11 protein-coding genes are annotated in these 12,647 nt (G+C 26.0%); 9 read left to right on the forward strand and 2 right to left on the reverse strand.

The annotated features are described in order from the left end of the window. Positions 1–423 precede the first annotated feature (423 nt). The 5 genes from PWP28_RS07110 to PWP28_RS07130 all read left to right on the forward strand — a co-directional run bounded on the left by PWP28_RS07110 (position 424) and on the right by PWP28_RS07130 (position 5,323). Complete coding sequence (locus PWP28_RS07110) at positions 424–1,326, forward strand: ABC transporter substrate-binding protein (RefSeq protein WP_308644466.1); 903 nt, start codon at positions 424–426, stop codon at positions 1,324–1,326. A gap of 24 nt (positions 1,327–1,350) precedes the next feature. Next, positions 1,351–2,358: an iron ABC transporter permease gene (locus tag PWP28_RS07115; protein ID WP_109604874.1), complete on the forward strand. Its 1,008-nt coding sequence runs from the start codon at positions 1,351–1,353 to the stop codon at positions 2,356–2,358. Further along, positions 2,351–3,385, forward strand: a complete 1,035-nt coding sequence (locus PWP28_RS07120; RefSeq protein WP_308644467.1) for an iron ABC transporter permease — start codon at positions 2,351–2,353, stop codon at positions 3,383–3,385. Before PWP28_RS07115 ends, PWP28_RS07120 begins: the two co-directional genes overlap by 8 nt. A gap of 5 nt (positions 3,386–3,390) precedes the next feature. Then, the gene (locus PWP28_RS07125; RefSeq protein ID WP_109604876.1) at positions 3,391–4,170 is read left to right on the forward strand and encodes an ABC transporter ATP-binding protein; all 780 of its coding nucleotides are present in this window, start codon (positions 3,391–3,393) and stop codon (positions 4,168–4,170) included. 67 nt (positions 4,171–4,237) lie between these two features. Next, positions 4,238–5,323, forward strand: a complete 1,086-nt coding sequence (locus tag PWP28_RS07130; RefSeq protein ID WP_308644468.1) for a hypothetical protein — start codon at positions 4,238–4,240, stop codon at positions 5,321–5,323. Positions 5,324–5,361: 38 nt separating this feature from the next. Here the strand turns inward: PWP28_RS07130 and PWP28_RS07135 are convergent, their stop codons facing one another. Beyond that, positions 5,362–5,907 carry a rubrerythrin family protein gene (locus tag PWP28_RS07135; RefSeq protein WP_308644469.1) on the reverse strand — a complete coding sequence of 182 codons (546 nt, stop codon included), beginning with the start codon at positions 5,905–5,907 and terminating at the stop codon, positions 5,362–5,364. Positions 5,908–6,058: 151 nt separating this feature from the next. On the opposite strand from PWP28_RS07135, the gene PWP28_RS07140 reads away from it, so the two are divergent. The 4 genes from PWP28_RS07140 (at position 6,059) to PWP28_RS07155 (ending at position 11,248) form a co-directional block, all read left to right on the forward strand. Further along, positions 6,059–7,000, forward strand: coding sequence for an ROK family protein (locus tag PWP28_RS07140; RefSeq protein ID WP_308644470.1), 942 nt, complete (start codon positions 6,059–6,061; stop codon positions 6,998–7,000). A gap of 2 nt (positions 7,001–7,002) precedes the next feature. Then, complete coding sequence (locus tag PWP28_RS07145) at positions 7,003–8,529, forward strand: HD domain-containing protein (RefSeq protein ID WP_308644471.1); 1,527 nt, start codon at positions 7,003–7,005, stop codon at positions 8,527–8,529. A 10-nt stretch (positions 8,530–8,539) separates the two neighbouring features. Then, positions 8,540–10,663 (forward strand): RNA degradosome polyphosphate kinase, encoded by a 2,124-nt coding sequence (locus PWP28_RS07150; protein WP_374045485.1) that lies wholly within the window; start codon positions 8,540–8,542, stop codon positions 10,661–10,663. A gap of 63 nt (positions 10,664–10,726) precedes the next feature. Further along, positions 10,727–11,248: a ClbS/DfsB family four-helix bundle protein gene (locus PWP28_RS07155; protein WP_264149560.1), complete on the forward strand. Its 522-nt coding sequence runs from the start codon at positions 10,727–10,729 to the stop codon at positions 11,246–11,248. 17 nt (positions 11,249–11,265) lie between these two features. Here the strand turns inward: PWP28_RS07155 and lpdA are convergent, their stop codons facing one another. After that, the gene (gene lpdA / locus PWP28_RS07160) at positions 11,266–12,642 is read right to left on the reverse strand and encodes a dihydrolipoyl dehydrogenase (protein WP_264149561.1); all 1,377 of its coding nucleotides are present in this window, start codon (positions 12,640–12,642) and stop codon (positions 11,266–11,268) included. Between the last annotated feature and the right edge of the window lie 5 nt (positions 12,643–12,647).

The following is a 12,647-nucleotide window of genomic DNA, read 5'->3' on the forward strand; positions in this document are numbered from 1 at the left end:
TATAGAAGTATATGAACAATTACTTGAAAAAAGTAATTTATTAAATTTCACAGAAAAATACTTTTATCTTTTTTCAAAAACAGGATTTACAGAAGAAATTATAGAATTTTCAAGAAATAATTCCAAAATTAAATTAATTACAATTAACGAGATTCTTTAAAATGAAAAATTTTATTGAGAAATAGCAATTTAAAATTTACGAATGCTCGTTTATTAATAAATTGAATAATCATCATGAAGTAATTATATTGCTTCATGATGATTATTTTTTTAAACTGTACCTAATTTGGGAGTTTTTTTATCTATTTGTTAGGTATATCTAAAAAAATTAGATATGTTGACAATTTTTGTCTTAGATGATATCATTAATTTTAGTTCACAAATTTACTATATGTATAAAAGACTACAAAAAGGGGAGATTAGATGAAAAAGAATATTTTAATTTTCACAATGTTTTCGGTTTTATTTATAAATTTATTTGCTGATTATAAAACTATAGAATATCGTGGAGAAGAATATAAAATACCAAAAAAAGTTGAAAGACTTGTAATAACAGGTGCAGTTGAAGCTGTTGAGGATGCATTGGTTTTGGGCTATGAGCCTTATGGAGTTATGACAGTTGGAGGAGAGATTCCAAAGCTTTTTGAATCAATAACTAAAGATTCATATACTATTGGGGATAAAAGAAGTCCTAACTTTGAAAAGATTTTGATGTTGAATCCAGATTTGATAATTTCTACTACTAAGGCAGATGAAGTAACTTTGAATAAATTAGAAAAAATTCAGATTACAATACCAGTTTCTCATTATACAGCAGATTGGGAAGATAATTTGATTTTAATGGGTCAAATAACTGATAAAGAATTAAAAGCAGAAAAAATAATAAAAGATTATAAACTTAAACTTCAAGAGAATCAAAAGTATTTAAAAGAGGTATTTAAAAATAAAACAGCACTTTTGATAAGAATAAGATCGGGAAATATAATGATATATGGAAAAGATAGTTATTTTAATGAATCATTATACTCTGAATTGGGTTTGGAAGTTCCAGAGATAATAGAGAAAACTAAAAGACAAGAGATGATTTCGATGGAGAAATTGAGTGAAATAAATCCCAATTTTATATTTTTACAATTTGAAAAGAATGAAAATTTAGATAGCCCAGAAGCTCTTAAAGATTTACAAAAAAATCCAATTTGGAAAAATATAAAAGCAGTAAAAGATGATAAGGTTTTTGTGAATATAGTTAATCCAATGGCACAAGGTGGAACAGCATATAGTAAAATATCTTTTTTAGATGCAATAATTGAAATATTTAAAAAATAAAAAAGAAAGGAAAGAAATTTTTTTATGATTGAAAATAAAAGAAAAAATATAATTTTGATTTTACTATTAATTATAGGAATAATAATAATTTCATTTCTTTCTATAATTTTAGGTTCAAAGAATATAGATATAAAAGTTATAAAAGAATCTTTTTTCAACTTTAATCCTGATGATGTTGATCATCAAATTATTATGTATTCAAGAGTACCAAGAATAATAGGCTCCCTTATGATAGGGGCCTTTTTAGCTATTTCTGGATCTATGATGCAAGGAATGACAAGAAATATAATAGCTTCTCCATCTATATTGGGAATACTTGATGGCTCTACTTTTTTTGTCACTCTTTGTATAATACTTTTTCCAGCATCTTCAAATATTTTGTTGATAGTATTTTCATTGATGGGTTCAGCTTTTGGAGCTTTTATAGTTTTTTTTATGAGTTCTATAATTCCAAATGGAATGACTCCAGTTAGACTTACTATTATAGGGGCTATAACCGGAACTTTTTTGAGTAGTTTATCTGTAGGTCTTTCCATATATTTTAGAACTTCACAAGATATAAGTTTTTGGTATTATTCGAGAATTAATCAACTTACACCAAATATGATAAAGTGGATAATTCCATTTGCAATAATAGGAATAATAATGGCTTTGATTCTTTCAGAGTCTATAACTGTTTTATCATTAGGAGAAGAGATTGCTATAGGACTTGGACAGAATATTAAAAAAAATAAAATTTTAATATCTTTAACAGTTATAATTTTGAGTGGTATTTCTGTAGCTATGGCGGGAAAAATAAGTTTTATAGGATTAATGATACCTCATATAACGAAGTATTTTGTGGGTCATGATTATAAAAAAATAATACCAATTTCTGGGTTGATAGGTGCTTTTTTCTTATCCGGAGCAGATGTTTTGAGCAGATTTTTAAATTATCCTTTTGAAACTCCTGTTGGAGTTGTAACTGCATTATTTGGAGTTCCTTTTTTTCTGTATTTAGCTGGTAAAAAGGGAGAGAAAAATTATGCATGATTTTTTAATAGAAGAAAAAAGAATATTTAGAAGAAATTTTTTTATTATATTGATTTTGAGTATTTTTATGGTTTTGATCAGTATAAAAATAGGAACATTTGAAATGACTTTTAAAGATGTAATTGAAACAATATTTAGGATAAATCCAAGTAAGAGTAGAGATCTTGTAATATTTGAATTTAGAATGCCAAGAATAATATTGAGTGGATTTATAGGTTTTGGTCTTGGTATTGCTGGATCAGTAGTTCAAACTGTAACTAAAAATGAACTTGCAGATCCAGGGATTTTAGGAATTAATGCAGGTGCTGGAGCATCTGTTATAACTTTTATGTTTTTTTTCAAAGATATAATTAATTTTAAAAATTTGGTTGGGATAATGATTATGCCAATTTTTGGAATATTTGGAGGTTTATTTTCTGCAATATTAATATTTTATTTTTCTTCAAAAAGAGGTTTTTTAAACATTGAAAAACTTATTTTAATAGGAATTGCTTTATCATCTGGTTTTGGTGCGTATACTCTTTTTATAAGTTTGAAAATGAATCCTGATGATTATGAAATGGCTATGACATGGTTGTCTGGAAGTACATATAATGCTAATTGGAATTATATTTTAGGAATGATCCCTTGGTTTTTAATTTTTATACCATATATCATTAAAAAATCAGATGTTTTGGATATAATGCAACTTGAAGATGAGAATATAATATCACTTGGTGTGGAGCTCAATAAAGAAAGAAAAAAAGTTTTAATATCTTCAATTGCTATAGTAAGCACATGTGTAGCATTTTCTGGAAGTATAGGTTTTGTAGGACTTATTGCGCCTCATATTTCAAGACGTTTGGTCGGGATAAAACATAAATATATGTTAAAAATATCAGGAATGATAGGGATGTTTCTTGTCATAATATCGGATTTTGTGGCAAAAAATATTTCGCCTGTATCTGAAGTTCCAGTTGGTGTTGTAATTTCAATAATAGGAGTTCCTTATTTTTTATTTTTAATGTTTAAATCAAAAGGGAGATAATAAAAATGATCATAAAGACTGAAAATTTAAAGACATGTTATGATAAATATATTGTTTTTGAAGATTTGAATATAAGTATAGAAAGTGGAACAGTAACAACTATAATAGGTCCAAATGGTTGTGGTAAATCTACACTTTTAAAGACTATAGGAAGAATATTAAAACAAGATTCTGGGAAAGTCTTTTTAGAGAATGAAAATATGAGAAAAATGCAAAGTAAAAAAATATCAAAAAAAATAGCTTTATTGCCTCAAAATCCAAAAGCTCCTGGGCAATTAAAGGTTAGAGAATTAATTTCATATGGAAGATATCCACATAGAAATAAATTTTCAACTATGAACAAAAAAGATTTGGATATAATAAATTGGGCAATGGAAGTTACTAACATAAAAGATTTTCAATATAGAAATATAGATAGTTTATCTGGTGGACAAAGACAAAAAGTTTGGCTTGCAATGGCTTTAGCACAAGAGACTAAAATTTTATTGTTGGATGAACCAACTACATATCTTGATATGGCCCATCAACTTGATGTTTTAAAAATAGTTGACAGATTAAATAAAGATCATGAAAGAACTATAGTTATGGTACTTCATGATATAAACCATGCTTCAAAATTTTCAACTAATATAATAGCTATGAAAGATGGAGAAATAGTAAAATCGGGAACACCAAAAGAAGTAATAAATCATGAAAATTTGAAGAGAATTTTTAATATAGATTCTAATATAATAATAGATCAGAAAACAGATAAGCCATTATGTATAGATTATGATATGTTTTAAAAAATATTAACTTTAATAATATAATATTAATAAATAACCGCCCGATAATATTTTGGGAGGTGAAAAAATGAAAATAGATAATTACAAATTGAATATGCTTTCTAATAGGGAGTATATTTATAAGAAGACAGAAACAAAAAAGTCTTTGTTTTGGGTAGGAAATAAGCCATCCGAAAAATCCAATAATGATTTTGCTAAAGATTTGATGAGCTCTATAAAAGAGAGAATGCAGGATATAAAAAATATTTTGAATGATATAAAGAATATTTCAAAAGATGAAGATATAGATGATTTAAATATAGAAGATAAATCTAAGATAGAGTTAAAAATGTTGATAGAAATGGTTGAAAAATTTACTGGAAAAAAACTTAATAGTTTTAAGGTTATTGATTCTGATGAGTTGAAAAATAAATTAAAAGATCTTGAAAAAAATAATTCTGAATTGAAAAATGACTTGAATTTAAATAGATATCAGAATATTAATAATCGTGAATGGGGTTTTGAATATAATTATGATCTTGAAAGATATGAATATGAGAAACTAAATTTTTCTTCCAGTGGAATGGTGAAAACCAGTGATGGTAGAGAAATATCTTTTGATCTTGAAATGAGTATGGAAAGAGCCATGTTTGAAAAAGAAAGTTTTAATTTTACTGTTGGAAGTGTTCAAGATCCGCTTGTAATAAATTATGATACTATGATTTCTGATCTTGATCAAGAAAAATTTGAATTTGACTTAAATTCTGATGGTATAAAAGAAAGTATTTCATATTTAAAAGATGGAATGGGATTTTTAGCTTTTGATAAGAATGAAAATGGAAAAATAGATGATGGTTCTGAGCTTTTTGGACCTGAATCTGGAAATGGTTTTAGTGAATTGAGTGTTTATGATCAAGATAAAAATGGTTGGATAGATGAGAATGATGAAATATTTAATGATTTAAGAGTTTGGGCTAAAACCTCCAATGGTACAGATATGTTGTTTACACTTAAAGAAACAGGTGTTGGAGCTATATATCTTGGGAATAGTAAAAATGATTATTCGCTTAAAACTTCTATAGACAATACACTTGGAGTTATAAGAAATACTGGAATATTTTTGAAAGAAACTGGTGAAGTGGGAACGATACATAATATAGATTTTTCGGTATGATAATGATAAAACCATTGAAATATTATATTTCAATGGTTTTATTTTATTTTTACAAAATAAGATTTATCATGACCACATGCAGGACATATTTCAGGTGGATTAGTTCCTTCATAGATATAACCACATTTTAAACATTTCCAGAATATTTTTTCAGAAGAAGAAAAAAATTCTTGATTTATTATATTTTCTACAAGTTCTTTCAGGACTTTTATATGGTATTCATGAGCTTTTGCAATTGTTTTAAATTTCACGCAGGCTTTTTGATTTTTTTCTTCATCGGCTATTTTGGAATATTTTAAGTAAAGATCTATTATTTTTTCTTTTTCATCTATCATCATTTTTAAGTTTTCAAGTGTTGAAGCAATTGGAATATGATTATAATTAAAATTTTCTAAAGTATCGGATGTATTTATTAATCTTAAAAAGTTTTTAGCATGGGACCTTTCATGAAAAGAAAATTCTTGAAATATATTTTCTATAGATATATAACCATCTTTTTTAGCTCTTGATGAAAAATAATCAAATAAGTTCATGTTTTTTGATTCAATAAAAAAAGCTCTTATGAGATTTTGATTTGTGCTCATATATATCACCTCTTTAATTTTTTATATTTATAATTATATCAAAATGATAAGTATATTTTGTTAAAATAATTAAAGATAGATTAAAAATTAAAATGGTAATTAAAAGTTACGTGATATAATTAAATTATAAAACTTCTAAGGAGGGTTTTTTATGGGAAAAATATTATCTCTTGATATAGGCGGAACGAAGATACTTGGAGCTTTATTCGACGAAAAAGGTGAGATATTAAAAAGAGAGAAAAAATCTTCAAAATCGAATAAAGGTATTGAAAAGGTTAAAAATCAAATAAAAAAAGTTATAGATATATTGATAGAAGGTGAAACAGATATAGAGGCTATTGGTTGTGGAGTACCTGGAATAATAAAAGAAGGAAAAATATTATTTACTCCAAATATGCCATTAAGTGGTTTTTCTTTGAAAGAATTTTTAGAAGAAAATTATAAGGTTGATGTATATGTTGGTAATGATGCAAATGTAGCACTTTATGGAGAATATAATACGGAGAGTATATCAAAATATGATAATATAGTTGGATTTTTTATTGGAACTGGATTTGGTGGGGGAATAATAATTGATAGAAAAATTTATAAGGGTTCTATAGGGGCATCTGCTGAAATAGGTCATATAACTGTAAATCCAGATGGACCTTATTGTGGATGTGGGTCTAGAGGATGTGTTGAAAGTTTTGCTTCAAAAGTTGCAATTCAAAAGAGTCTTTCCAATCAAATAAGAAAAGGTAGAGATAGTTCTATAAAAGAGTATATACTTGATGATTCTATAATAAAAAGTTCAATTCTTTTAAAGGCTTATGAAGAAAATGATGAACTTGTAGTTGAAATTATGGATGAAGTTGCTAAGTATATTGGTATAGTTTCAGCAAATATTATGAATATATTTAATCCTCAAATAATAATTCTTGGTGGAGGGTTGATTGAAAGTTTTTCTGACAAATTATTGGATACTATTAATGAATATAGTAAAAAATATTCATTAAAACAAAATTATGAATCTACAGAGTTTAAGATTGCTTCTCTTGGCGATGATGCATGTATATTTGGTGCTTATCAGATGGCAAAAAATAGGGTGGATTGATCATGGATTATGAAACATCGGCGGTTATAAATATAGCATCTAAAGCTATAATTATGAAAATAGCTTATTTAGATAAAGAAGATAATATAATTGAGTTAGAAAAGTTAGAAAAGCCTTTAAATTTAGGTATAGAGAGTTTTAATACGGGTAGAATTTCATATGAGATAGTTGAAGAAATATGTTTTATACTCAAAAATTTTAGAAATAAATTAAAAGAATATGGTGTAAAAAAAGTAAAAGTAATAGCAACTACTGCTTTAAGAGAAGCAAAGAATTCTAAGTTTATAATTGAACAAATAAAGTCGAGAACTAAGTTTAATATAGATGTATTGGATGATAATGAAGAAAAAACAATAATTTATAAACAGATGATAAGAATTATAGAAAATGATAAGAATTTTAAAAATTCTAATATAATACTTAGTTATATAGGAACAGGTTCTCTTGGAATAATGTATTATTTAAATGGTGAGATAAAGTTTAACCATAATATAAAAGTTGGTACTATAAAATTAGCTCAGATATTGAAGGAATTGAATAATGAAACTATAAGTTTTTATAGTGTAGTGGATCAATATTTAAGAAGTTTTGGAGTTACACTTCAAAATTCTTTTAAGAATGAAAATGTAAATTATTTTTTTATAACTGGTAGAGAGATAAGATTGATTTCAAAACTGATTGATAAACATTATGAACAAATATCAATAAATGATTTTAACACTTTTATTGAAGATATTAAAAATAAAACAATTAATCAGATCAATGAAAAGTATAGTATTATAAATGAAAAACCTGAAAATATACTCGCAACATTAGCGATTTATAAAATGCTTTTGAGTATATCTAAGGTTAATAATATGAAGATTTTTAATATAGGTCTTATGGATTCTATCTTATATGAAATTTTAAAAAGAAATGAATATACGAGATATGAAGAAGATTTTGAAGAAAAAGTAATAAAATCTGCATATTATTTTGGAGAGAAATATCATTTTGATAAGATTCATGCTAAAAATGTTGAAAAATATGCATTAATTATTTTTAATGAAATTAATAATATTCATAAGTTGAAACAAAGAGATAGATTTTTATTAAGAATAGCTTCAATACTTCATGATATAGGTAAATTTATAAACTTAAAAAATCATGCATATTATTCTTATGAAATAATAAAGGCATCAGATCTTCCGGGTTTAAATATAAAAGATATAGAAGTGGTGTCAAATATAGCGAGACTTCATTCAAAAAATAATATAGATATAAATGAAGAAACTCTTAAGATTCTTACCAATAAAGAAAGAATAAGAATAGCTAAATTGCTTTCTATATTGAGAATTGCGGATGCTTTAGATAGATCTCATACAAAAAAAACTAAAGAAATAGATTTGAAAAATACTAAAAATAAAATAATTATAAATGTTTATACGACTGAAGATATGACACTTGAAGAATGGACATTTAACAAAAAAAGTGAATTTTTTCAAGAAGTTTTTGGTAAGAAGATAATTTTACAAAAAATTGTTAAATAAATATTGAGAGGTGATTTTATTGGAAAATAATATTTATTTTAACAGAGAGCTTAGTTGGATTGAATTTAATAATAGAGTTTTAGAAGAAGCTATGGATAAACAAAATCCAGTACTTGAAAGATTGAAATTTTTAGCTATAACCTCTTCAAATTTAGATGAATTTTTTATGATAAGGGTTGCCGGATTAAAAGAACAAGTTGAAGCTGGATATGAAAAAAGAGATATATCAGGTAGAACACCTATGGAACAGTTGAAAGAGATATCTATGAATATACATACTATGATAAAAAAACAGTATGATTGTCTTAATAGGTCTATATTACCAATATTAAAAAAAGAAAGAATAAGAATTTTGAATTATGATTTATTAAAAAAAGAGCAATTGAAAAAAGTAAAAAAATATTATGAAACTATTGTTTTCCCTGTTATAACACCTATGGCAATTGATCAGAGTAGACCCTTTCCAAAATTACCAAATAAAAGTTTGAATATAGCTGTTTCTTTGTTTAAAGAAAATGAAAATGAAAAAATAGCAATTTTACAAGTTCCATCTATAATACCAAGATTTTATGAAATAGAAATTAGTGATGGAACTAAAACTTATATATTGCTTGAAGATATAATAATGAATAATGCAGAAAATTTGTTTCCAGGATATGTTATAAAACATATGTCTCCATTTAGAATTACGAGAAATGCGGATCTTTCAATAGATGAGGAAGGTGCAGAAGATCTTTTACAAGAGATAGAAAAGTCTCTTGTACAAAGAAAATGGGGAATGCCTGTGAGACTTGAAGTGTTTAAAAAAATAGATAAAAAACTTTTAGATATTTTAAAAACAATGCTCAACCTTTCGAATTCAGATATATACATGATAAATGGTCCTTTAGATATTTCAGCTTTTATGAATATAGCATTATTGAATGATTTTGGTTGTTTGAAGTATGAGAATTTTAAACCATCACCACATAAAGATTTTTTTAATAAAGATATATTTAAAGTTATAAAAAATAAAGATATATTGCTTTTTCATCCTTATCAATCTTTTGAACATGTAGTGAATTTTATTGAAAGAGCAGCCGAAGATGAAAATGTACTAGCCATAAAACAAACATTATATAGAGTTAGTGGAGATTCTCCTATTGTAGAAGCACTTATAAAAGCTGCTAAAAATGGAAAACAAGTTACAGTTTTAGTTGAATTAAAGGCAAGATTTGATGAAAAGAATAATATAGAATGGGCAAAAAAACTTGAAAAAGCTGGATGTTATGTTGTTTATGGATTAGTTGGATTAAAAGTTCATAGTAAGATACTTTTGATTGTTAGAAAAGAATATGAAGGTATAAAAAGATATGTTCATTTGAGTACGGGAAATTATAATGATAAAACAGCAAAATTGTATACGGATATAGGATTTTTTACATCTAAGGAGTCTTTTGGTTGGGATGCTTCAGCTTTATTCAATGTTCTTACGGGTTATTCTCAACCTCCGGAATGGAAAAAATTTATGGTAGCTCCAATTGGATTACAAGAAAATATAATAAAATTAATAGAAAATGAAATTATGTATGCCGAAAATGGGTTTAAAGCCAGTATAATAATAAAAGTAAATTCATTACTTGAAACACCAATTATAGATGCTCTTTATAAAGCATCTCAAAAAAATGTGAAAATAAAATTGATAGTCAGAGGTATTTGTGCCCTTAAACCTGGTATAAAAAATTTGAGTGATAATATAGAAGTTATAAGTATAGTTGGAAGATTTTTAGAACATACAAGAATATATTATTTTAATAATGGAAATGATTTTAAAATATATCTTTCAAGTGCAGATTTGATGCCAAGGAACTTGCATAGAAGAGTTGAAATATTATTTTCTATAGAAGAAAAGGAATTAAAGGATGAATTATATGATATTTTAAAACTTACCCTTGAAGATACTGAAAAAGCAAGAATTCTTAATTCTGATGGAATTTATAGAAGAATTGATAAAAGAGGTAAAAAAAGATTAGAATCTCAAAAAGAATTTATAAATAAATATAAGATAAATTTTAAAGAATCTTTGAATAAGGATATGAAAGATATGTTAAAACCAAAAAAAGATTTAGAAAGAGATGATAAATATAATATATAAATATATTGCATGACATAATATGTCATATTGTATATTTTATAATTATATTAAAGGGGTGATTTTATGTCAAGGCCAACTACAAAACCTGATTTAATAGAAGCTGCAAATGAAAGATTTTCAAAACTTTGGAGTTTAATAGATACTATGACAGAAGAAGAGCAAAATTCTTTGTTTTTATTTGAAGATAGAGATAAAAATTTAAGGGATATTCTCGTTCATCTATATGAATGGCATCAAATGGTTAATAGATGGCATAGAATAGGAACAATTGAGGGAGGAATTCCAGAAGTTCCAGGAAAAGGATATACTTGGAGAACTCTTCCCGACTTGAATCTTGAAATATGGAAAAAATATCAAGATGTATCTTTAGATTCTTCTAAAAAAATGTTGAAAGAAAGTCATAAAATGGTTTTAGATTTGATAGAAAGCCATACAAATGATGAACTTTTTTCAAAAAAAGTTTATAAATGGACTAAAAGTACTACTTTAGGGGCTTATTTTGTGAGTGCTACTTCAAGTCATTATGATTGGGCTATGAAAAAAATAAAAAAACATATCAAATCTCAAAAAAATAAGCCAAGTTGATAAACTTGGCTTATTTTTTATATATGTATTGCCCATCCTTCAACGGCTCTCATAGATTCCATAACGGCTTCAGATATAGTAGGGTGAGCATGTATCATATTTGCTATATCTTCTGGCAATAATTCAGATGATTTTGCAAGTAATATTTCATGTATTATCTCAGTTGCATTATATCCAGCAATATGAGCTCCTAATATTTCATGAGTTTGAGGTTCATAGAGTATTTTTATAATCCCATCACTTTTTCCTATTGCAACAGTTTTTCCAGCACCATAGTATGGGAAATAAGCTTTTTCATATTTTTTGTCATTTTCTTTTAAAGCCTTTTCTGTATATCCAAAACTTGCTATTTCTGGTTCACAATAAACTGCTGAAGGTATGGCATTTAAATTTAATTTGTTTTTTTGTCCTTTTATATGTTCAACCGCAATTTCACCTTCTTTAGAAGCAACATGGGCTAATTGTGGTGTTTTAACTACATCTCCTATGGCATATATGTTGGATTCATCTGTCTGATAATAATCATTAACTTTTATAAATCCTTTTTCTATTTTAATTTTAGTATTTTCTAATCCTAAATCATCTATTATAGGGATTCTTCCAACTGCTACAAGTATTTTTTCAACTTTTATTTCTGATATTGAATTATCTTTTATATTTTCTAATTTAACTTTTAAAAGATCTTCATAGTTTTCATAGCTTTTTGCTATAGTTGAATTTAATATTTTTATACCATCTTTCTTAAAGGCATCTTTTAAAATTTTTGCTGTGTCTTCGTCTTCTAATGGAAGTATGTTATCGAGCATTTCTGCTATTGTGACATCTACACCAAAACTTTTCATGACATATGCAAATTCCATTCCAATTGCACCACTTCCAATTATTAATATGCTTTTAGGTAATTTTTCTTGCATTAAAATACCTGTTGAGGATAGTATTTTTTCTTCATCGAATTCAAATCCTTTTAATTCTCTTGGTTTAGAACCAGTTGCAATTATTATATTTTTTGCTGTTATACTTTTATTTTCATATTTTATAGTATTTTTATCTGTTATTTTTGCTTGAGAATTTATATAAGTTATATTGTTTTTTTCTAATAAATATTTGACACCATTTGAAAGTGTTTCAGATGCTTTTCTTGATTCATGAAATACTTTTTTATAATCAAAAGAAGTCAAGTCCATTTTAACTCCTTTATCTATAAATTCGAGCATATTTCTGTATTTTTCTGCTTGACTTATTAAACTTTTTGAAGGAATACATCCAATATTTAAACATACTCCACCAGGTTTATCTTTTTCGAATATTATTGTTTTAATTCCGAGTTGACTAGCCCTTATTGCTGATACATAACCTCCAGGACCAGCTCCTATTATAGCTAAATCAAAATCCATATTTA

The sequence above is a fragment of the Oceanotoga sp. genome (genome assembly GCF_030445905.1).
Taxonomy (GTDB): domain Bacteria; phylum Thermotogota; class Thermotogae; order Petrotogales; family Petrotogaceae; genus Oceanotoga; species Oceanotoga teriensis.

What these genes read in the sequence shown, in the direction of transcription:
- PWP28_RS07130 (WP_308644468.1), top strand. Translation starts at nt 4,238, where the DNA reads ATGAAAATAGATAATTACAAATTGAATATGCTTTCTAATAGGGAGTAT.
- PWP28_RS07145 (WP_308644471.1), top strand. Translation starts at nt 7,003, where the DNA reads ATGGATTATGAAACATCGGCGGTTATAAATATAGCATCTAAAGCTATA.
- PWP28_RS07125 (WP_109604876.1), top strand. Translation starts at nt 3,391, where the DNA reads ATGATCATAAAGACTGAAAATTTAAAGACATGTTATGATAAATATATT.
- PWP28_RS07110 (WP_308644466.1), top strand. Translation starts at nt 424, where the DNA reads ATGAAAAAGAATATTTTAATTTTCACAATGTTTTCGGTTTTATTTATA.
- PWP28_RS07120 (WP_308644467.1), top strand. Translation starts at nt 2,351, where the DNA reads ATGCATGATTTTTTAATAGAAGAAAAAAGAATATTTAGAAGAAATTTT.
- PWP28_RS07155 (WP_264149560.1), top strand. Translation starts at nt 10,727, where the DNA reads ATGTCAAGGCCAACTACAAAACCTGATTTAATAGAAGCTGCAAATGAA.
- PWP28_RS07140 (WP_308644470.1), top strand. Translation starts at nt 6,059, where the DNA reads ATGGGAAAAATATTATCTCTTGATATAGGCGGAACGAAGATACTTGGA.
- PWP28_RS07115 (WP_109604874.1), top strand. Translation starts at nt 1,351, where the DNA reads ATGATTGAAAATAAAAGAAAAAATATAATTTTGATTTTACTATTAATT.
- PWP28_RS07135 (WP_308644469.1), bottom strand. Translation starts at nt 5,907, where the DNA reads ATGAGCACAAATCAAAATCTCATAAGAGCTTTTTTTATTGAATCAAAA.
- lpdA (WP_264149561.1), bottom strand. Translation starts at nt 12,642, where the DNA reads ATGGATTTTGATTTAGCTATAATAGGAGCTGGTCCTGGAGGTTATGTA.